The sequence below is a fragment of the Psychrobacter sp. CX90 genome, assembly GCF_057396305.2.
Genome location: NZ_CM182008.1, coordinates 2,398,785 through 2,419,577, shown reverse-complemented (window position 1 = coordinate 2,419,577; position 20,793 = coordinate 2,398,785). Strand labels below are relative to the sequence as shown.

Annotated in this window: 11 protein-coding genes, 2 tRNA genes and 3 rRNA genes; 11 read left to right on the top strand and 5 right to left on the bottom strand. The window is 41.8% G+C overall.

Annotation, left to right across the window (positions count from 1 at the left end):
* Positions 1 to 3 precede the first annotated feature (3 nt).
* The 3 genes from AC2SLN_RS09605 to AC2SLN_RS09595 all read left to right on the top strand — a co-directional run bounded on the left by AC2SLN_RS09605 (position 4) and on the right by AC2SLN_RS09595 (position 3,412).
* Positions 4 to 1,158, top strand: a complete 1,155-nt coding sequence (locus AC2SLN_RS09605) for an imelysin family protein (protein WP_486550488.1) — start codon at positions 4 to 6, stop codon at positions 1,156 to 1,158.
* Positions 1,158 to 2,570, top strand: coding sequence for a DUF1513 domain-containing protein (locus AC2SLN_RS09600; RefSeq protein WP_486550489.1), 1,413 nt, complete (start codon positions 1,158 to 1,160; stop codon positions 2,568 to 2,570). Before AC2SLN_RS09605 ends, AC2SLN_RS09600 begins: the two co-directional genes overlap by 1 nt.
* Before the next feature lie 170 nt (positions 2,571 to 2,740).
* Positions 2,741 to 3,412, top strand: a complete 672-nt coding sequence (locus tag AC2SLN_RS09595; RefSeq protein WP_486550491.1) for a M48 family metallopeptidase — start codon at positions 2,741 to 2,743, stop codon at positions 3,410 to 3,412.
* Between the two features lie 61 nt (positions 3,413 to 3,473).
* Here the strand turns inward: AC2SLN_RS09595 and AC2SLN_RS09590 are convergent, their stop codons facing one another.
* Positions 3,474 to 4,382 carry a hydrogen peroxide-inducible genes activator gene (locus tag AC2SLN_RS09590; RefSeq protein WP_486550492.1) on the bottom strand — a complete coding sequence of 303 codons (909 nt, stop codon included), beginning with the start codon at positions 4,380 to 4,382 and terminating at the stop codon, positions 3,474 to 3,476.
* A 587-nt stretch (positions 4,383 to 4,969) separates the two neighbouring features.
* Here AC2SLN_RS09590 and ahpC point away from each other — a divergent pair.
* Positions 4,970 to 5,536, top strand: coding sequence for an alkyl hydroperoxide reductase subunit C (ahpC, locus tag AC2SLN_RS09585; protein ID WP_486531916.1), 567 nt, complete (start codon positions 4,970 to 4,972; stop codon positions 5,534 to 5,536).
* 165 nt (positions 5,537 to 5,701) lie between these two features.
* Here ahpC and AC2SLN_RS09580 read toward each other — a convergent pair whose 3' ends face one another.
* The 3 genes from AC2SLN_RS09580 to thrS form a co-directional block, all read right to left on the bottom strand.
* Positions 5,702 to 6,958, bottom strand: coding sequence for a toxic anion resistance protein (locus AC2SLN_RS09580; RefSeq protein ID WP_486550494.1), 1,257 nt, complete (start codon positions 6,956 to 6,958; stop codon positions 5,702 to 5,704).
* A 620-nt stretch (positions 6,959 to 7,578) separates the two neighbouring features.
* The gene (infC, locus tag AC2SLN_RS09575) at positions 7,579 to 8,082 is read right to left on the bottom strand and encodes a translation initiation factor IF-3 (RefSeq protein WP_486531914.1); all 504 of its coding nucleotides are present in this window, start codon (positions 8,080 to 8,082) and stop codon (positions 7,579 to 7,581) included.
* A gap of 64 nt (positions 8,083 to 8,146) precedes the next feature.
* The gene (thrS, locus tag AC2SLN_RS09570) at positions 8,147 to 10,093 is read right to left on the bottom strand and encodes a threonine--tRNA ligase (RefSeq protein ID WP_486550495.1); all 1,947 of its coding nucleotides are present in this window, start codon (positions 10,091 to 10,093) and stop codon (positions 8,147 to 8,149) included.
* Between the two features lie 373 nt (positions 10,094 to 10,466).
* Here thrS and AC2SLN_RS09565 point away from each other — a divergent pair, with 373 nt between their 5' ends.
* Positions 10,467 to 11,471, top strand: a complete 1,005-nt coding sequence (locus AC2SLN_RS09565) for an IS110 family RNA-guided transposase (protein ID WP_495057330.1) — start codon at positions 10,467 to 10,469, stop codon at positions 11,469 to 11,471.
* 269 nt (positions 11,472 to 11,740) lie between these two features.
* On the opposite strand, the gene AC2SLN_RS09560 is transcribed toward AC2SLN_RS09565, so the two are convergent.
* Positions 11,741 to 13,207, bottom strand: a complete 1,467-nt coding sequence (locus AC2SLN_RS09560) for a DASS family sodium-coupled anion symporter (protein ID WP_486550934.1) — start codon at positions 13,205 to 13,207, stop codon at positions 11,741 to 11,743.
* Positions 13,208 to 13,957: 750 nt separating this feature from the next.
* On the opposite strand from AC2SLN_RS09560, the gene AC2SLN_RS09555 reads away from it, so the two are divergent.
* The 6 genes from AC2SLN_RS09555 (at position 13,958) to AC2SLN_RS09530 (ending at position 20,788) form a co-directional block, all read left to right on the top strand.
* Positions 13,958 to 15,494, top strand: a 16S ribosomal RNA gene (locus AC2SLN_RS09555).
* 170 nt (positions 15,495 to 15,664) lie between these two features.
* Positions 15,665 to 15,741, top strand: a tRNA-Ile gene (locus AC2SLN_RS09550).
* Between the two features lie 6 nt (positions 15,742 to 15,747).
* A tRNA-Ala gene (locus AC2SLN_RS09545) sits at positions 15,748 to 15,823 on the top strand.
* 436 nt (positions 15,824 to 16,259) lie between these two features.
* A 23S ribosomal RNA gene (locus tag AC2SLN_RS09540) occupies positions 16,260 to 19,112 on the top strand.
* 179 nt (positions 19,113 to 19,291) lie between these two features.
* A 5S ribosomal RNA gene (rrf, locus tag AC2SLN_RS09535) occupies positions 19,292 to 19,406 on the top strand.
* Together the 16S, 23S and 5S rRNA genes with 2 tRNA genes alongside form the textbook arrangement of a ribosomal RNA operon.
* 299 nt (positions 19,407 to 19,705) lie before the next feature.
* The gene (locus tag AC2SLN_RS09530; RefSeq protein ID WP_486548099.1) at positions 19,706 to 20,788 is read left to right on the top strand and encodes a TRAP transporter substrate-binding protein; all 1,083 of its coding nucleotides are present in this window, start codon (positions 19,706 to 19,708) and stop codon (positions 20,786 to 20,788) included.
* The last annotated feature ends 5 nt before the right edge of the window (positions 20,789 to 20,793 follow it).

The window sequence follows — 20,793 nt, the reverse complement described above, 5'->3', positions numbered from 1 at the left end:
CTTATGAAAAAACATCAACTGGCTGCTATGTTGTTATCTGCACTTAGTGCAGGGTTATTAATTAGCTGCACTAAACCGAACGACACAAATGACGAAGCAACAAATACAGATTCAAAGGTGGAAGAAGCCGTTGATAACGAAGCTACTAAAGATCAAGCCAACACGCTAGATAGATCGGTAACACCCACTGAGTCAATAAAGCTATCTGAAGAGACCCTTAAAGATTATCTACAAAGCGTTGCTAATGATCAGATTGTTCCATCTTACAAAAGTGTGGCTGAACAAAGTGCTCGTTTAAATACATTAGCAACCAAACATTGTCATACGGGATTGGTCAATTCAGAAACTCTAACCGTGCTAAGACAACAATGGTTAGAGTTAGCCAAGGCATGGGCTAGCGCTGAAATAGTTAATTTCGGTCCAGCTATGGACAGTATGAGTAATCTATATATTAACTATTATCCCGATGAACGTGGTTTGGTGCATCAAGGCGTGATAGATTTAATTGACGCTAACCCAAAGCTTACACCAGAGCAATTGGCACAGGAAAGTGCCGTGGTACAAGGTATACCTGGACTTGAAGAGGTATTATTTGCAAATGACACGCTGGATGCTGGGCAATGTCAATACGTAATCAGTGCCAGTTCTGCCTTGGCCCAGCGCCTAAGTGAGGTAGATAAAGCATGGGAAGCAGTCCCCGTTCAACTATTGGCAGGCGAGGAGGGCGATGTTGTATTGGGTATGAATCGTTGGATTAACTCTTTGTTGTCCTTAGTCGAAACTACCAAAAGTAGTTCACTGGATAAGCCGCTGGGTTTAACGGGCAGTAAAAAAGGACATTTACCAGCTGCAACAGCAGGTCAAAGTCGAGACATCATTACCGCTAAAGTAGCGGCATTGAATACAGCTCTGACCGATCCCAAGCTCGTTGCTATGTTAGCAGAAAATGATAAAGATACCTTAACGGATGAAATTTCTACCATCCTTGCACAGACTTCAACTTTACTAGCACAGCTTCCTGAAGACATCGCCGATGCAACGCCAGAACAGCAGCAATCGCTATATGACAAGCTAACTGCCTTGACTCAGGCCATAAAACGGCAGTTGATGCCGACACTTGGCGTACAAGTAGGCTTTAATAGTACGGATGGGGATTAATGTCTAAGCTTGACCTAATAAACTCTATGGCCTTACCAAAAATTATAAAGTCAGGTATGGAAACGATATTGATTACTGGCTTCGGCACTGCGGCATTAGTTGGCGCGCATCATCTAGGGCGCAGGCAGTATAATCCTAATGCACGGTTAAAAGATTACTTGAACGGTGCTGCTGAAGCTTATAAAAGAAGATTTCAGCATTCCGAAGAAAGCGATTCCATAGAAAGCACCTTACTCAAGCTTAGGAAACAGACGGTTAGCCAACCGGTCAAGTGTGCGAGTTGGATAAGCGGGGTTGCTGATTTAACATCAAATGAGTTTGCTGTGGTTGGTATTGATACTAACCTAGAAATTGTCTGGCACACTCCTATGCCAGAGCGTGTTCATGATATTTTAATACAGCCACTTCCACAAGACTCAAACCTCTCGACTCCACATGTAGCAGTGATGGGGCGTAGGCCAAGTGAGTTTTTTTGGATTTTGTCTGTTGAAACGGGTAATGTTATTTATAATATTAAGGCAGATATTAATCGTCATTTTTACGGTCATGCCTGTTATAGTTTAGATGGCCGTCTATTGTATGTAACAGAAAATAATACCAATACGTTTGCAGGTATTATTGGGGTTTATGACGTTGCATCAGGTTACAAAAAAATAAGAGAGTTTGAGACTAAAGGTATTGGTCCCCATGAGCTAGTCATGCATCCTGATGGTAACACCCTAGTCATTGCTAACGGAGGTATTAAGACCGAAAAGGCCTCTCGAGAAGAGCTGAATATTGACAGCATGCAGTCATCGCTAGTCTATATTAATCGACATGATGGTCAGATTTTTCAGCAGGTTTATCCAGAGCACAATCAAATGAGCGTGCGACATCTATCCATGCATGAAGATGGCACTGTGGCAATCGGTATTCAATTTCAGGGTGCGCGACATTTAAGTCTACCACTAGTTTTGACTCACAAACGCGGTAATTCAGGGTTTACGCCCCTAAAGCTGCCTGAAGACGACACAAAAGGTTGGCATCGCTTTCATCATTATATTGCTAGCGTTGCCGTTGATTCGGAACATAACTTGCTCTGTGTGACCAGTCCAATCGGTGGCTGTGTTGCTGTATTTGATTTAACGACAGGCGTTATGAAAGGTGTCGTTGAATTACGTGATTGTGCTGGAGTTGCTGTTCTTACACAACAGGTAAGTAATAATGTGCAGAGGACTGATAGTAGTGTACCTAGCTTTATCGTTAGCGATGGACAGGGCTTTCTTAGCCGATTGAGTGTGATAGATGCTGGTACTCACCCAAATGCTACTTCAATAATGGATAAACACTACGCAATGACAGATAATCAGAATCTGCACGTTGATAAAGTACATCTACCTTACGCCTTTGATAACCATATGCAGCGTGTGTAGTAGATGCTTGATGCTATTAAGCTGGATGTCATCATACCCAAAGTCATTCTAAGCGGTACTCTTGCTTACTATAATGCTTACTCCTTACCCTGCGCTTGCTTGCCTTAAAACTATTTTAGATTACTTCTTTAGTTTAGGTTACTTCGACTATATTATAAAATGCGACTCTTATGTATAACGCTAGACAGATACAAGATTTATATCGTGCTATAGAGCAAGAGTTGCAACAGGCAAATATTAATCTGATTGTTACGCGCAAACGAGTTAAGAATATTAACTTTCGTCTAAAGCCAAGCCGTTTGTCAGTTTCGGTGCCCTATTATGCTACTGATAAAGATATTGTTATCGCAATAAGTGGCCGAGTAGAGTGGGCGATTAATCAACATGCTATTCTATTAAAAAGAATCTCCTCTCATGTAGAACCCTCACAAAACCCATTTCAGCAGGCAAGTTTGGGAAACTTAATGCTTTGGGGCAAGAAACAACCTTTTATTATGGGCGAGAATGAGAGAGTTCATTGGTATAGGCAAGAGCTACAGAGAGTCATGCCGAAACTTTTTAATAAATGGCAGCCAATTGTGGGTAAAACGGCGACTGAAATAAGAATAAAGAAAATGAAAACACGCTGGGGTAGCTGTAACACTAAAGCCAAAAGAGTTTGGTTATCCGTTTATTTACCGGTGTATCCAATAGAATGTACAGAGTATGTCATCGTACATGAGCTGTGCCATTTGCATCATCCTAATCACAGTGCTGCATTTTGGGATGAGGTAAAAAGAGTCATGCCAGAGTATAAACACTGGCATAACATATTGGCTGGCAAGTCAGGAAAATTAGATTAAAAGCTCGTTGATTAAAAACAATGAGGTATTCACACAGTTTAACCCGTGCTTTAATTTAGGCTTATATCGCTAGTTGTTGTTCAGTCAGCAATTTATGGAACATATCACCCAGTAGTTTGACATCATCCACACGTGCATAGTTTAAACGAGTCACAAAAGCAATACGGCGATGAGGCCCTTCTTCAGCTAGGGGGATTGTCGTAACCGACTTATTTTGCTGATGTACTTGGCCTAGTGCCATTGCCGGAATCAAAGTTGTCCCCATGCCGGCAAGTGCCATCTGTATCAATGTATTAAGGCTAGCATCTGAGAAATTAGACTTAAATTCGCTACGATCAAATGAACAAACTGACAAGGCATGATCAGTTAAGCAGTGGCCCTCGCCTAATAGCATTAGATTAGTTTTGCTAAGTTGGTCGGCACTAATATTTTGAAGCTTAGATAACGGGTTATCATTCGGGAAGATGGCGTAAAAATTCTCCTCCCAAAATGTAAACGTATGTAGTCCCTCTACTGGATAGGGCAGTGCTATGATGGCAGTATCAATATGGCCATAACGAACCTGTTCTAATAAACGTTCAGTTTGTTGCTCTATAATAGTTAATCGAAAATCAGGATACTCTTCCTTGAGTTGAGGCAGTACTTTGGGTAACAGATAAGGTGCAATTGTCGGAATCATGCCAACTGTCATTGGATACGCTAATAAGCTTTGGTGGCTTTGCGCGCGTGTCGTAAGGTCATTGATTTCAGAAAAGACTCTTTTTGCACATGTTAATATCTCCTCGCCAATAGGAGTAATCAGTACCTGCTTATTGTTTCGTTCAAAAATCTGTGTATCCAGTTGCTTTTCTAATTCGGCAATACCAAGGCTTAATGCGGACTGAGAAATATTACATTCCTCTGCAGCCCGTTTAAAATGTTTGTGTTTTGCAACCGCAATGGCGAATTCTAATTGTCTTAAAGTAATCATTGGTATAGTAGTCTCTTGATAGATAGTGGTTTAATAGAGTATGAGCAAATAACCTGTTACATAAAAAAGGCTGTTGATATATAAAACTGAATTAAATAGTTAACATGATCTACTCGTCTTTTTACCTTGATTTTTAATAGGTGCTAACTTAATAGGTTTTAATAGATCCAATAGTGAATAATAACTCAGTTAGAATGAGTTAAACAGTCTATTCATAGGCGTCTAAATGAGTTTGAATAAATAGATTTTATGATTTATAAAACAAAACATCAAGTTAAAACGTTTAAAATAGATTAAACTCTATATTTTGTTAATATACATCGTGTGGTTAAGTTGCCGTTATATTGTAGCTAAGTATTAACAGCTCTTAACAAGCAGTTAGTGAATCATTAAACTAAACTTTTATATAGTCTATAATGTGGTATTGTTCATGATGAGACTACATAAAAGTTTCAGTAACTACCATATCAACCTACGTCATTTACCTGTAATGGCATTATGATAGGTTGAACTGGAGTAAGTTAGGTTTAAAGACCTTATATAATAATTATTTTTTAACTAACCCAACCAATAAAGGAGCCTAAGAGATGGCATCGATGATTAATCAAACAATTCCAGAATTTTCAACTGAAGCCTTTGTAAATGGCGAGTTTAAAACCATTACTTCTGACGACGTTAAAGGTAAATGGGCTATTTTCATGTTCTATCCACATGATTTTACTTTCGTTTGCCCAACAGAGTTAGAAGATATGGCAAATCATTATGAAGAGCTCAAAGCTTTAGGTGTAGAAGTATACTCTGTATCTACTGACTCTCATTTCGTACACAAAGCATGGCATGATGCTTCTGACGCTATCAGCAAAGTAACCTATCCAATGTTAGGCGATGGTACTGGTAATATTGCACGTGGTTTCAATGTTATGATTGAAGAAGAGCACGCTGCATTACGTGGTACTTTCTTAATTGATCCAGATGGCGTAATCAAAGTTGCTGAAATTCATGACTTAGGCATCGGCCGCAGTGCTAAAGATATGGTACGTAAAGTTAAGGCGGCTCAATATGTTCGTGATAACGATGGTGAAGTTTGCCCAGCTGCTTGGGAACAAGGTCAAAATACCCTTAAGCCAAGCCTAGACCTAGTTGGCAAAATCTAATTAGCCTTATAAAGCCTATATATTTTATAAGCTATAAATAGTATACAAAAATCCCCGCTATTTAGTGGGGATTTTTTTGACATAATATTCCGGTTTCAGTTATAGCTACTACGGGCTAGAGCGTATCCAAATAATTTAAATGAGAATACGCCCTAAGCCTGTTACTTAAATATCTATATCTACCGAATTACTTGATTGGCCAGCTTGATTGGCAATTTTTTTAGTATCAATCTCTTTTGAAACTTCAAGCACCGTTGTTTGGTTCGTCTTATCGAGGTATTTTTGTGCTTTATCTACCTCAGTCGTCAGTGCATCAACAGTCGTTTTCATATTATCGAGTGCTTGAACTTTATAATTGCTGATCATATCCATCGTGTCATAAACGTTATTAAAGGCATTTTGTAGCTTGTCCAGCTCAATAGTACTACTGGTTGCCTGTTCATGAATTTCAGTCGATTGACGCTTCATCATTGCCGAGGTTGATTCAATCAGGCTACTGGTGGTTTTATTTAATGCTGATATTTGGTCAAGTACCAGTTTTTGATTGGTCATGGCTTGGGCAACTACTACCGCAGTGCGTAAGGCGGAGATGGTTGTGGTGGTGGCTCTATCAACGCCTTTAATAAGCTCAAGATTATTTTTGCGAATAGTGTCTAGTGCTAAGTACCCTTGCACATTGACAGCCAATTGGGTCAAAAAGTCGGTATTTTTCTGACGAACATAAAACAGCATTTCTTCTTTGATGATTCGCGCTTTTTCAGGATCAGTCGCCTCAATCGCATACACTTTTTGTTCCAACTGCTCATCAATTTTTTTGCCAACATAAATATATTGTCGAATTGACTGCATCAAATTCCACATATTGACTTTTTCTTGTTCAATCATAGCATTGTCTTTCATCAGCTCGTCTTTACCATTATATAAACTGGTAACCACAGCGTTAATGTGTGACTGAGCCGACTCATATTCACGGAAATAATCTTGAACTTTATTACCAAAAGGGATTAAACCAAATAACTTACGCGAGTTAGTTAGCTCTTTTTTACTGGGGTCTAAATCTTCGACAATGCCACGCAGTTCAGTCAAAGACTTAGCAATAGGCGAGTTGTCAAATAGGCTCTTATTTAAGCTCTTGGCGGGCAGGTCAAGCATGCGATTAGATACCTGAGCTGATTCACGGATTTCTTTGTTACCCAAATTATGGATTGACTGAACGTTATTTTTAAACTCGGAGCTTTGTACTGGGCTATTAATCACATGATCCACAAAAGCATCTACTTTTGCATCCAATTCAGGAATTTGACTGTCATCTAATTTAACTATCTGATCCGCTTCACTTTTAGGGATTTCTTTAACCGGCTCAGGAGGTGTGAGGGTAATCGATGGGGTAGAGGTGTTTTCTGGTGGAGTAAGTTCTTGCATGAGTTCATCCTATTATTATGACTTAGTTGGGTTTGAATCAAGTGGGGCTTAAATTTAGGTATTAGCACAGGTAATCTATTTTTTAATACTACTCGAAAGTAAGTTTCTATAGTATTTAAAAATAGTAAGCAAGTTTAGGTAGGTGCACAGGCCTCTCTTTAATAAAAACTAAGCGACGGCCAGTTTAAGTGTTAAAAGTGCGCATTTTGCTGATATATTTTTGTACTTCATTGCTTTATCTATACTTAATACAGCACTAATTAACGACGATATTAATCCCTTGGCTAGTTGCGGTACTTGCCACTGATACTTAACTCTTATAGCCTTCTACGCTTCTCGCCTCAGTTCTAAAATTTTTTCAGAGTTATTTGTAGAGTTATATGGAGGGTTATCTAGTCATTTTAATGTGACTGTTTTTAATGTGATTGTAAAGTGGGGATTAAGGGTAATTACCTTGGTCGTGGCTTAAAATTTAATAAATATGATTAAAAAACCTCCAATCTGCATTGGCAAATTGGAGGTTTTAGCATAAAAATACTTAGTAAGCGTCGTACGTATATTTGCTGAGGTAACGAATAATTATACATGATTTGTGTATAGTGTCAGTTACCTACTACTCATTATTTCTTACGAGTCGGACCAAGCAACATACCCATTTGACGGCCTTCCATCTTAGGAAACTGTTCAACGTTTGCTATATCAGCCGTATCTTCGATGATACGTTCAAGCTGTTTACGCCCGATATCTTGGTGTGCCATTTCACGACCACGGAAACGAATAGTTACCTTAACCTTATCTTGGTTTTCTAAGAAGCTGATAATTTTACGCAATTTAACTTGGTAATCAGCATCCTCAGTACTAGGACGTAACTTCATTTCTTTAAGCTGAGTCTGCTTCTGATTTTTCTTTGCCTCTTTTGCCTTTTGTTTCTGATCGTACAAGTAACGCTTATAATCCATTACTTTACAAACAGGCGGCTGGGCATCAGGAACCAACTCAACCAAATCTAGGCCAGCATCACGAGCCGCAGCTCTAGCGGTTTCAATATCAACAACACCCATTTGCTCGCCATCTTCTTTCACTAAGCGAACTTCTTTAAGTTGGATTTCTTCGTTGATGTTCAAACGGTTTGACTGTTTAATAGGTAGTACTCCTTCTCAATTAATGTTTAACAATTCAAGTCAATTATTAGACTGATTGTTCGTTCGAATTAACACTCGTTGATACGCGTCCCTTCTGAGAGATAGCTTTTTGTATTAATTTAATAAAATCGGTCACAGACATGGTGCCAAGATTCTCGCCTTCACGAGTACGTACAGCAACTTGTCCAGACTCAACTTCTTTATCGCCTAATACTAGCATATAGGGGATACGTTCTAGTGTTCTTTCTCGTATCTTAAATCCAATTTTTTCATTACGCAAGTCGCTAATAGCCCGCAGACCTGCATTTTGTAGTTCTTTTACCACATTATCGCAGGCTTCTGCTTGTTTGTCAGTAATGTTCATAACGACTACTTGTTTCGGTGACAGCCAGACTGGCATCCAACCCGCATAGTGCTCAATTAGCATACCCAAGAAGCGTTCAAAGGATCCTAAGATAGCTCGATGAAGCATAATTGGCGTTTCACGTTCATTATTTTCATTCACAAAATCAGCGTCTAAGCGCTCCGGCATATTCGGATCAACCTGAATGGTCCCGCACTGCCAAACACGACCTAAGCTGTCTTTTAAACTAAACTCAATTTTAGGGCCATAGAAAGCACCTTCACCAGGCAGATATTCCCATTCAAGCCCAGAGCTGTCTAACGCATCTGCTAACGCTTTTTCAGCAATATCCCAAGACTCATCACTGCCCACACGCTTTTCAGGGCGGGTAGACAGTTTCATTTCAATATTATCAAAGCCAAAGTCTTTATAAACGTCCAATGTCAGCTTAATGAAATTAGCCACTTCTTCTTGGATTTGCGCCTGAGTACAGAAGATATGAGCATCATCTTGAGTAAAACCTCGAACCCGCATCAAGCCATGTAACGAACCAGATGGCTCATTACGATGACAAGAGCCAAACTCGGCCAAACGCAAAGGCAAATCACGATACGACTTTAAACCCTGATTAAACACTTGAACATGGCAAGGGCAGTTCATTGGCTTTACCGCATAATCACGGTTTTCGCTGGAAGTCGTGAACATATTTGTCGCATAATTGCCCCAATGTCCTGACTTCTCCCACAAACTTCGATCAACAATCTGTGGGGTTTTAATCTCTTGGTAGCCGTTATCCTGTTGTACTTTACGCATATATTGCTCAAGCACTTGATAAATCGTCCAACCATTTGGATGCCAAAACACCATACCAGGAGACTGCTCTTGCATATGGAATAAGTCCAAAGCCTTACCAATCTTACGGTGATCCCGCTTTTCAGCCTCTTCAATACGTTCAATGTAAGCTTTCAGATCTTTTTTATCCGCCCAAGCAGTTCCGTAAATACGTTGAAGCTGTTCGTTCTTGGCATCACCGCGCCAATAAGCGCCACTCATCTTAGTGAGCTTAAACACCTTTAAAAAACGGGTATTAGGCACATGAGGCCCACGACACATATCCACATATTCTTGATGGAAATATAAGCCAAACTCTTTTTCTTCGGGCATATCATTAATAAGCTTTAACTTATAATCTTCGCCACGCTCTTCAAAAATCTTTATTGCCTCATCACGAGGTGTCATTTTCTTAATCACATCATAATTTTGCTTAATCAGCTCAGCCATACGTTTTTCAATGGCAGACATATCATCAGGCGTAAAAGGCGTTTCGCTAAAGATATCGTAATAAAAGCCTTCCTCAATCACCGGACCGATGACCATCTTAACATTAGGATATAACTGCTTAACGGCATGGCCTAATAAATGAGCGCAAGAATGTCGAATAATTTCAACACCATCAGCATCTCTAGAGGTCACAATTTCAACTTTAGCATCATAGGTAATAGGATCGCTTGCATCAACAAGTTTACCGTCCACACGCCCAGCAATAGTCGCTTTAGCCAGACCAGGACCAATACTTTCAGCCACTTGCATAACCGAAGTCGCCCCATCAAACTCTTTGACACTGCCATCAGGCAAAGTAATTGCAACCATAATTTGAAATCCAAAATAGTATTAAATTATATTCTTAATATAAAAGTAGAAGAACAATAAAAACAGAAAAACTGACATCAAAGCCAGTTATTATTAAATCATTACTTCTATTATAAACGATTTTTAGTCACTAATCTGCATTTGTCATGATATTTATGGCAGTAGCCAAACCCGCTTGTATGTTAAAAAAACCATAGATAAGAGTTAACCATAGCTATGGTAGCAGGTAGAGTGAGCTAGTGATCCCGCTATAGCCAAAGAGCTCGACGCAAAGATAAAGCCCTCTACCTGTATTTCTTTAAATTGAATGGTATCAAAGTGCCTTAGAAATTGAAACTAAGAGACACTGTATTCACAAGGGAAATGCAAAGAAATGACCTATCAAGTATACGTTGGAATTGACATATCCAAAGCTAAATTTGACGCAACATGGCTAAACAGAGACGGTAAAAAAGTTAAAAACAAAGCCCACAGCAAAACCTTTACTAATGACGAAAAAGGCTTTGCAATCTTTACCAAATGGCTAGCAAAGCAAAGCACAAACAAGAAACCGGATGAGTGTCTTATCGTCATGGAAGCCACAGGCATATACTATGAGAACCTAGCCTATGATTTACATAGTAAAGGCTACACAGTAGCCGTTATTAATCCGGCATATGCCAAACAATTTGCAGGTGCCATCGGCAGTCATCATAAAACCGACAAACAAGACGCGTACGTACTCGTGCAATACGCCTATACAAGGCACCCTAAAGCATGGGAGCCAGAACCTGAGCACGTCAGGAAGCTCAAGTATCTGCTAGACCGTTTAGACACGCTCAAGGCGGATAAAAAGCGAGAAAGCAACCGTTTAGAAAAAGTTGAATCTAGAAAAAGCTATGACAACGATATCGCCCAATCTATACAACAAGTGATAGACACTTATAACGAACAAATAGAGATCATCCAAGCCAAAATAGATAAACACATAGATAATCATCCTGACTTAAAGTCAGGCTATGACAACCTAGTTAGCATTCCAAGCATAGGTAAGACAGTCGCACCGAATGTATTGTCGTTACTCCTATCTAAAGACTTTAAGGATGCTTCACAATGTGCCTCATTTGTTGGATTAACCCCTATACATATACAGTCAGGAATCTTTAAAGGAAGAAGCCGTATTAGTAAAAAAGGGGATGGCAACCTACGATCGAAGTTGTTTATGTGTGCTTTATCTGCAATTAGTTGCAATCCTGATGTTAAGCAACTATATGAGCGACTGCTGAAGAGAGGAAAATGCAAAAAAGTGGCTTTGATAGCAGGTATGAGAAAGTTATTACAGATTTGCTATGGTGTGATAAAGCATCAAAGCAAATACAAACCTCAAGTTGCTATTTAATAGTAATTTGAGTTGACATATAAGATGGTATCTTTGCGCTGCCATCTGTCCGTTTGAATGAGGCGATGGCTAAGGTTTAGCAAGTCTCTTGCTTCGCGTAGCCTTGCCAAACCAAGCCCTCACACCTCACTCAACCGCACAGTATATCCGCTACAATCGGGGCTATTGTAGACATCGCACTTTTATAACCGACTTGCCTAAACGGACTCTGCTTATTTAGTTTGAGTTATCTATAGTCATTAACAGTTATAAAGTGAAACCGGTTAGTCTTAATACAGACCAATCATCTTCCACCAAAATAATCCTACACTGAAAAAGATAGTTTGAGTGAGGAGGGTAACAATAAACCCAGTTTTCCACCAAGTTTTGGTTGTGACATATCCTGAACCAAATAAAATAGGACCTCTGGCATGAGTGTATTGAGTCAGTGATGAGTACAAATTGCTGGTAAATGCGAGCATAAATACTGCAATGAGTAGCGGAACCCCTAAGCTGGAAGCGACGCCAACAAAGACTGTATATAGTGCTGCTATTTGTGCATTACCACTTGCAAAGAAATAATGGGTATAAAGATATATAACATTTAAAATCAATAACACAAAAATCCAATGTATGCCTTGAACAGAAGGTGCTAATTGTTCAGATATTGTCAGTCCAAACCAATCGGTAAATCCTAAGGTTTTTAATTGGGTAGCCAGCATTAATAGTGCAGCAAACCAAATCAACGTATCCCAAGCACCTTTCTCACCTTTAACATCCTCCCAAGTAATTACATTGGACAAAATTAAAAAACAGAGACCTATTAAAGCCGCAGCAGTCGAGTGAATACCCAGCGCTTTACCAAATACCCAAAGTACCAGTAGTAATATGACGGTAGCCAGCATCATCCATTCGCCATAGCTCATCTTTCCCATTGCCAACAATTCTTTTTTTGCCATCTCGGGCGCTTCAGGTGTGTGCTTAACCTCTGGGGGGTTGATAAAATAAACCAACAGCGGTACTAATATAAAGGCCACTGCGCAAGGTGCGATAGCGGCTATAAACCAAGATGTCCAAGTGATATCCACTCCCATTTGTTTAGCGAGGGATACGACCAGTAAATTACCCGTAAACGCTGTCAAAAATACAGCGGAAGTAATATCGTTAACATTGCCAATACTGGTTACTAAGTAAGAGCCTAGGCGCTTGCTAGAAGGATCATTTGGGTGCGAGTCGTAGGCGTGAGCTAATGAGTTTGCTATAGGGTAAATGATTCCACCGCAACGTGCTGTGTTACTGGGCATAGCAGGTGCCAAAATTAAATCTGCGATAGATAATCCGTAAGCTAGACCCAATGAGCGTTTGCCAAATAAACGAATCATCATATACGCGATACGTTTGCCAAATCCTGTCTTACTAAAGCCACGTGCGATGATAAACGCACAAACTATTAGCCATATTAAGGTGCTATTTAGCTCACTCATTGCCACCTTCATTGCTCCTACAGCCGAATCAGCGCCTGTTGCAGGGCTAACCGCGTACACGGTAATGGCAATCATACCTATAGCACCAATTGGCAAGACGTTCATAACGATAGCGGCAATACAAGACACAAATATAATTAAGGTTTGCCATGCAGGTAGTGCCAGCCCTTGAAACGGAGGTACAAGAAACCAGACACAAAGTGCGAGTGCAATAATAATTATTAAAGGTAGCCAGCTTACTTGGTTAGTATATTTAACGTGATCAGATTTCATTTACTACCCTTTTTAAAGTTGTGGGATTATTCTACCTTTTAAAGATGTCAAATTACCTACAATTTGATAATTAATATAAAAACTAATTGAGATATAAAAACCGCTTGACCGCATTAAAAAAGAGTATATACTACGCCACCTGTTGAGAAGAAAGCGAACCTAGCAAGCAGTATTGATCACTTTGAAGAGAAGGGATCAGGGCAGTTGAAAAGGGAAGCGAAGTAGTAGGGTTAGGTGTTAATTGTCAGAAGGCAGGAAGCACTTAAACCGATTAAAAAAACTTCTTGACTTAGTAAAAAAAGCGTCTATAATACGCACCTCATTAAGGGAAACGAAGTAAACAACCTGACTTGAGAGAGAGGGTTTAGAGCTTTAGAAGCCTAAATGAAGAATAAATAAAAGCTTGACAGATATATAGTTAGACCATATACTAGACGGCTCACTAAGTAAGAACGGCAGATAGCTTATTATTACATTATTAGTGAATAACTTACCTCGGACGACGAGATAAGTCAACTATTTAAAAACTAGAATCAAAGAACAACTTGTGTGGATTTTTGTTGACATAGAATGCTGAAAAATTAAAGTTGGGATTATCTCTTATCGGGATAGTGACTAACTATAAAAATTATCATTCTTAACAGCAAGAAAACTCGAAGTTAATTCATTTATGAAAGAACGGAAAGAAAGAACGCCAGAAAGAATGAGCCAAGTTTTAGTAACCTCTTTAAAGGGTTACATAGCAAGATTAAACTGAAGAGTTTGATCATGGCTCAGATTGAACGCTGGCGGCAGGCTTAACACATGCAAGTCGAGCGGAAACGATGATAGCTTGCTATCAGGCGTCGAGCGGCGGACGGGTGAGTAATACTTAGGAATCTGCCCAGTAGTGGGGGATAGCACGGGGAAACTCGTATTAATACCGCATACACCCTACGGGGAAAAGGGGGCGCTTGCGCTCTCGCTATTGGATGAGCCTAAGTCGGATTAGCTAGTTGGTGGGGTAAAGGCCTACCAAGGCGACGATCTGTAGCTGGTCTGAGAGGATGATCAGCCACACCGGAACTGAGACACGGTCCGGACTCCTACGGGAGGCAGCAGTGGGGAATATTGGACAATGGGGGCAACCCTGATCCAGCCATGCCGCGTGTGTGAAGAAGGCCTTTTGGTTGTAAAGCACTTTAAGCAGTGAAGAAGACCATACGGTTAATACCCGTATGCGATGACATTAGCTGCAGAATAAGCACCGGCTAACTCTGTGCCAGCAGCCGCGGTAATACAGAGGGTGCAAGCGTTAATCGGAATTACTGGGCGTAAAGCGAGCGTAGGTGGCTTAATAAGTTAGATGTGAAATCCCCGGGCTTAACCTGGGAACTGCATCTAAAACTGTTAAGCTAGAGTAGGTGAGAGGGAGGTAGAATTTCAGGTGTAGCGGTGAAATGCGTAGAGATCTGAAGGAATACCGATGGCGAAGGCAGCCTCCTGGCATCATACTGACACTGAGGTTCGAAAGCGTGGGTAGCAAACAGGATTAGATACCCTGGTAGTCCACGCCGTAAACGATGTCTACTAGTCGTTGGGAGACTTGATCTCTTAGTGACGCAGCTAACGCAATAAGTAGACCGCCTGGGGAGTACGGCCGCAAGGTTAAAACTCAAATGAATTGACGGGGGCCCGCACAAGCGGTGGAGCATGTGGTTTAATTCGATGCAACGCGAAGAACCTTACCTGGTCTTGACATATCTAGAATCTTGTAGAGATACGAGAGTGCCTTCGGGAATTAGAATACAGGTGCTGCATGGCTGTCGTCAGCTCGTGTCGTGAGATGTTGGGTTAAGTCCCGCAACGAGCGCAACCCTTTTCCTTAGTTACCAGCGGGTTATGCCGGGGACTCTAAGGATACTGCCAGTGACAAACTGGAGGAAGGCGGGGACGACGTCAAGTCATCATGGCCCTTACGACCAGGGCTACACACGTGCTACAATGGTAGGTACAGAGGGCAGCTACACAGCGATGTGATGCGAATCTCAAAAAGCCTATCGTAGTCCAGATTGGAGTCTGCAACTCGACTCCATGAAGTCGGAATCGCTAGTAATCGCGGATCAGAATGCCGCGGTGAATACGTTCCCGGGCCTTGTACACACCGCCCGTCACACCATGGGAGTTGATTGCACCAGAAGTGGGTAGCCTAACCTTCGGGGAGGCGCTCACCACGGTGTGGTCGATGACTGGGGTGAAGTCGTAACAAGGTAGCCGTAGGGGAACCTGCGGCTGGATCACCTCCTTATTGACGCATTCGGTCAGCAAGAATTCACAACAAGTTGTTCTTTGATTTTAGTAGATAAAAGCTTTAAAAAGCTTTAGAAGATTGTGCAATAGCATAGCTTTTTGAAAATCCTATTTAAAGGATTTTCCTTGCGAAGCTAAAATTGCAATGCAATTTTTTAACGCTTCTCAGGGTCTATAGCTCAGCTGGTTAGAGCACCGTGTTGATAACGCGGGGGTCGGTGGTTCAAGTCCACCTAGACCCACCATTATATGGGGCCATAGCTCAGCTGGTAGAGCGCCTGCCTTGCACGCAGGAGGTCAGGAGTTCGACTCTCCTTGGCTCCACCATATATAAATAGACCCAGAGCTAATAAAATAGAATTAAGTGATTAGTAACTTAACGATAAGGTACATAAGCAATTACTTACTTCTGTTTTATACAGAGACAATATGACGACTGGATGACAGCGTTATTACTATTTAAAAACATAGATATGAGTTGTAATACGGTTAATACCCTACCCATCACTGAGTAGGATATTAACCAGATGACTAACCTTTTAACGACATCAGTTGTTATCCCAAGAGGTTAGTTATCGAAGGTAATAAGAGAACTGAATCAAGCGTAAATTATCAAGGTGATATCGTTATAATTACTAACCATATTTGCAAGAATCAGAATTATGAATTGGTTAAAACACCTCGGATTACTTCGAGGTTGTCTTTAGCCAATAATAAAACTGAATCTATTAAATGCGAATATTAAGACCCTTTGGGGTTGTATGGTCAAGTAATTAAGCGCACATGGTGGATGCCTTGGCAGTCAGAGGCGATGAAAGACGTGACAGCCTGCGATAAGCTTCGGGGAGGCGGCAATATCCTGTGATCCGGAGATTTCTGAATGGGGAAACCCATCTAGTGTAAGCTAGATATTCTAATTTATTAGGAAGCGAACGAGGGGAAGTGAAACATCTCAGTACCCTTAGGAAAAGACATCAAAAGAGATTCCCCTAGTAGCGGCGAGCGAACGGGGAGGAGCCGACGGATTTATATGTAGAAGAACAGAGTGGGAAATCTGGCCATAGTGGGTGATAGCCCCGTATTCGAAACATATAATGAAGCATATTAAGTAGTGCGGAACACGAGAAATTCTGTATGAAGATGGGGGGACCATCCTCCAAGGCTAAATACTCCTGACTGACCGATAGTGAACCAGTACCGTGAGGGAAAGGCGAAAAGAACCCCTGTGAGGGGAGTGAAATAGAACCTGAAACCGTGTGCGTACAAGCAGTGGGAGCGGACTTGATCCGTGACCGCGTACCTTTTGTATAATGGGTCAGCGACTTATATTCTGTAGCAAGGTTAACCATTAGGGGAGCCGTAGGGAAACCGAGTCTTAATAGGGCGTATAGTTGCAGGGTATAGACCCGAAACCGAGTGATCTATCCATGAGCAGGTTGAAAGTGCCGTAACAGGCACCGGAGGACCGAACCCACTGTCGTTGAAAAGCCAGGGGATGACTTGTGGATAGGGGTGAAAGGCTAATCAAACTCGGTGATAGCTGGTTCTCCCCGAAAGCTATTTAGGTAGCGCCTCGGACGAACACCATTGGGGGTAGAGCACTGTTTCGGCTAGGGGGTCATACCGACTTACCAAACCGATGCAAACTCCGAATACCGATGAGTGATATCCGGGAGACACACGGCGGGTGCTAACGTCCGTCGTGGAGAGGGAAACAACCCAGACCGCCAGCTAAGGCCCCAAATTCCTAGTTAAGTGGGAAACGAAGTGGGAAGGCATAGACAGCTAGGAGGTTGGCTTAGAAGCAGCCATCCTTTAAAGAAAGCGTAATAGCTCACTAGTCGAGTCGGCCCGCGCGGAAGATGTAACGGGGCTCAAACTAGGAGCCGAAGCTGCGGATTTGAAAATTGTTTCAAGTGGTAGGGGAGCGTTGTGTAAGCCTGTGAAGGTGTGCTGTAAGGCATGCTGGAGGTATCACAAGAGCGAATGCTGACGTGAGTAACGATAATGCGAGTGAAAAGCTCGCACGCCGGAAGATCAAGGGTTCCAGTCCAACGTTAATCGGGGCTGGGTGAGTCGACCCCTAAGGCGAGGCCGAAAGGCGTAGTCGATGGGAAATTGGTTAATATTCCAATACTTGTTTATGATGCGATGGAGGGACGGAGAAGGTTATGCCAGCCTGGCGATGGTTGTCCAGGTGGAAGGATGTAGGTAGATGGCTTAGGTAAATCCGGGCTGTTAATACCGAGATCTGATAGCAAGCTGTACTTGTACAGCGAAGTGGCAAATACCATGCTTCCAGGAAAAGCTTCTAAGCGATAGTCATAAACGAATCGTACCCTAAACCGACACAGGTGATCAGGTAGAGAATACCAAGGCGCTTGAGAGAACTCTGCTGAAGGAACTAGGCAAAATGGTACCGTAACTTCGGGAGAAGGTACGCTGCTGGTGGTGAAGGACTTGCTCCGTAAGCTACTAGCAGTCGCAGATACCAGGCTGCTGCAACTGTTTATTAAAAACACAGCACTCTGCAAACACGAAAGTGGACGTATAGGGTGTGATGCCTGCCCGGTGCTGGAAGGTTAATTGATGGGCTTAGCGTAAGCGAAGGTCTTGATCGAAGCCCCAGTAAACGGCGGCCGTAACTATAACGGTCCTAAGGTAGCGAAATTCCTTGTCGGGTAAGTTCCGACCTGCACGAATGGCATAATGATGGCAGCGCTGTCTCCAGCAGAGACTCAGTGAAATCGAAATCGCAGTGAAGATGCTGTGTACCCGCGGCTAGACGGAAAGACCCCGTGAACCTTTACTACAGCTTTACATTGAACTTTGACCTGACTTGTGCAGGATAGGTGGGAGGCTTTGAAGCAGATACGCCAGTATTTGTGGAGCCAACCTTGAAATACCACCCTGGTCATGTTGGGGTTCTAACTCAGGTATAACAATACCGAGGACAATGTATGGTGGGTAGTTTGACTGGGGCGGTCTCCTCCTAAAGAGTAACGGAGGAGTACGAAGGTGCGCTCAGAACGGTCGGAAATCGTTCATAGAGTATAAAGGCAAAAGCGCGCTTAACTGCGAGACCCACAAGTCGAGCAGGTACGAAAGTAGGTCTTAGTGATCCGGTGGTTCTGTATGGAAGGGCCATCGCTCAACGGATAAAAGGTACTCTGGGGATAACAGGCTGATACCGCCCAAGAGTTCATATCGACGGCGGTGTTTGGCACCTCGATGTCGGCTCATCTCATCCTAGGGCTGAAGCAGGTCCTAAGGGTATGGCTGTTCGCCATTTAAAGAGGTACGCGAGCTGGGTTTAGAACGTCGTGAGACAGTTCGGTCCCTATCTACCGTGGGCGTTGGAAATTTGAGAGGATCTGCTCCTAGTACGAGAGGACCAGAGTGGACGAACCGCTGGTGTTCGGGTTGTCATGCCAATGGCATTGCCCGGTAGCTACGTTCGGATGGGATAACCGCTGAAAGCATCTAAGCGGGAAGCCCACCTCAAGATTAGATTTCCCTTAAGAGCCGTTGAAGACTACAACGTTGATAGGCAGGGTGTGGAAGCGCAGTGATGCGTGTAGCTAACCTGTACTAATTGCTCGTTTGGCTTGACCATACAACACCCAAGTGGTTTTGTAGCTCTCTTTTTATAATAAAGAGTAGAGCAAGCTAATTATTTCGATATCATCCTGATGATTGCTTATTAATAGCAACCTTGATTCAGGTTCTTGATAAATACATAGTCAAATCAAAGTTAAGTCAACAACTTAACCAACTCATATCTATACCCCCTTTGCTGACGACAATAGCACGATGGAACCACCTGATCCCTTCTCGAACTCAGAAGTGAAACATCGTAGCGCCAATGGTAGTGTGGGTCCGCCCATGTGAGAGTAGGTCATCGTCAGCTCCCTATACCTAAAAGCCCCCCTTCATTCGAAGGGGGGCTTTTTCCTTTGCGTTAGTTTCCTTCATTAATACTAAGTATCATTATGATTTTAGTGACAAAATGATTTGACATATATCGTTTTAGCTGTTAATTTTGGTAAATATTCTTAAAAGGAGTTAAGAGTATTCGATATTAATGTTTAGTGCAAATTGTTACTAAAGTTTTTTGTCTAATATGCTTGTTAGCTCTAAATAAAATATGCAACAATATGTTTGTTAATCTTAGCAAGCATTAACCTCAATTATCAAAAGGAATTGGTAATGAAATTACGCACTTCACTATCGCTAGCTGCGTTAATCACACTTAGCATATCTGGTTGCTCTAAAGAAGCTACTACAGAAACACCTGAAGAAAAAGCTAACACTTCTGCTACCACTACCGCCGCCTCAAGCGAATCAACTACCCTACGTCTCTCTCATTTTTGGCCAGCTACCTCTTCATTTAGTAAAGAGGTGTTAGAACCATGGGCTAAAAAAATTGAAGCCGAATCTGATGGGCGTTTAAAAGTGGAATTGTACCCATCTGCCACGTTAAGCAAACCACAGGTTACCTATGAAGCTGCTGTGAAAGGTACAGTTGATATCGGTTCACAGGCGCATGGATACACCAATGGTCGATTCCCACTGACACAAATTGCTGAGCTTCCTGGTTTGTCTAGCTCGGCAACTCAAATGGGCTGTATTTTACAAACATTGTATGAAGATGGCACCATAGCAAGCGAATATGAAGATTCACATATTTTATTCATGTACGGTGCTGGTCCAGGTGCTTTGCACACAACCAATAAATTAATCAAAACCCCAGAAGATATGAAAGGTATGCGTATTCGTCGTCCTTCAGCCGTAGCTGGTGATATTATCGAAAGTATGGGTGCCTCTCCAGTTGGGCTACCGGCAAATGATATGTATACCTCTCTACAACGTGGTGTTGTTGATGGTTTAAGCTTCCCTTGGGAGGCCGTTACTACTTTTAAAATTGACGAAGTCACTAAGTATCACACTAATATCCCATTCTACAGCTCAGGCCTAATGGTAGCAATGAACAAGGATACCTATGAAAAGTTACCGGATGATTTGAAAATAGTAATAGATGATAACTCAGGTATGGCTCTCGCTAAAAAAGTTGGTGAGGTATTTGACAAGCATGACAAGACAGCGCTGCAAAATGCTAAAGATTTAGGTCACGAAGTTGTTGAAATTCCAGATCCTTTGAATGATCCGGCATGGAAAGGTCCACTAGAAAAAGGTACCAATAAATACCTAAGTGATGTAGAAAAGCTTGGTCTTGATGCACAGGGTGTTTATGAAAAAGCCAAAGCTGCTAGTGCTGCCTGTAAAGTATAATTGAA

Bases quoted from the DNA above. Each gene is read 5' to 3' on its own strand.
- AC2SLN_RS09560 (WP_486550934.1), bottom strand. From the start codon at position 13,207: ATGAAATCTGATCACGTTAAATATACTAACCAAGTAAGCTGGCTACCT.
- AC2SLN_RS09580 (WP_486550494.1), bottom strand. From the start codon at position 6,958: ATGCAAGAACTTACTCCACCAGAAAACACCTCTACCCCATCGATTACC.
- AC2SLN_RS09565 (WP_495057330.1), top strand. From the start codon at position 10,467: ATGACCTATCAAGTATACGTTGGAATTGACATATCCAAAGCTAAATTT.
- AC2SLN_RS09595 (WP_486550491.1), top strand. From the start codon at position 2,741: ATGTATAACGCTAGACAGATACAAGATTTATATCGTGCTATAGAGCAA.
- AC2SLN_RS09605 (WP_486550488.1), top strand. From the start codon at position 4: ATGAAAAAACATCAACTGGCTGCTATGTTGTTATCTGCACTTAGTGCA.
- ahpC (WP_486531916.1), top strand. From the start codon at position 4,970: ATGGCATCGATGATTAATCAAACAATTCCAGAATTTTCAACTGAAGCC.
- AC2SLN_RS09530 (WP_486548099.1), top strand. From the start codon at position 19,706: ATGAAATTACGCACTTCACTATCGCTAGCTGCGTTAATCACACTTAGC.
- AC2SLN_RS09590 (WP_486550492.1), bottom strand. From the start codon at position 4,382: ATGATTACTTTAAGACAATTAGAATTCGCCATTGCGGTTGCAAAACAC.
- thrS (WP_486550495.1), bottom strand. From the start codon at position 10,093: ATGGTTGCAATTACTTTGCCTGATGGCAGTGTCAAAGAGTTTGATGGG.
- AC2SLN_RS09600 (WP_486550489.1), top strand. From the start codon at position 1,158: ATGTCTAAGCTTGACCTAATAAACTCTATGGCCTTACCAAAAATTATA.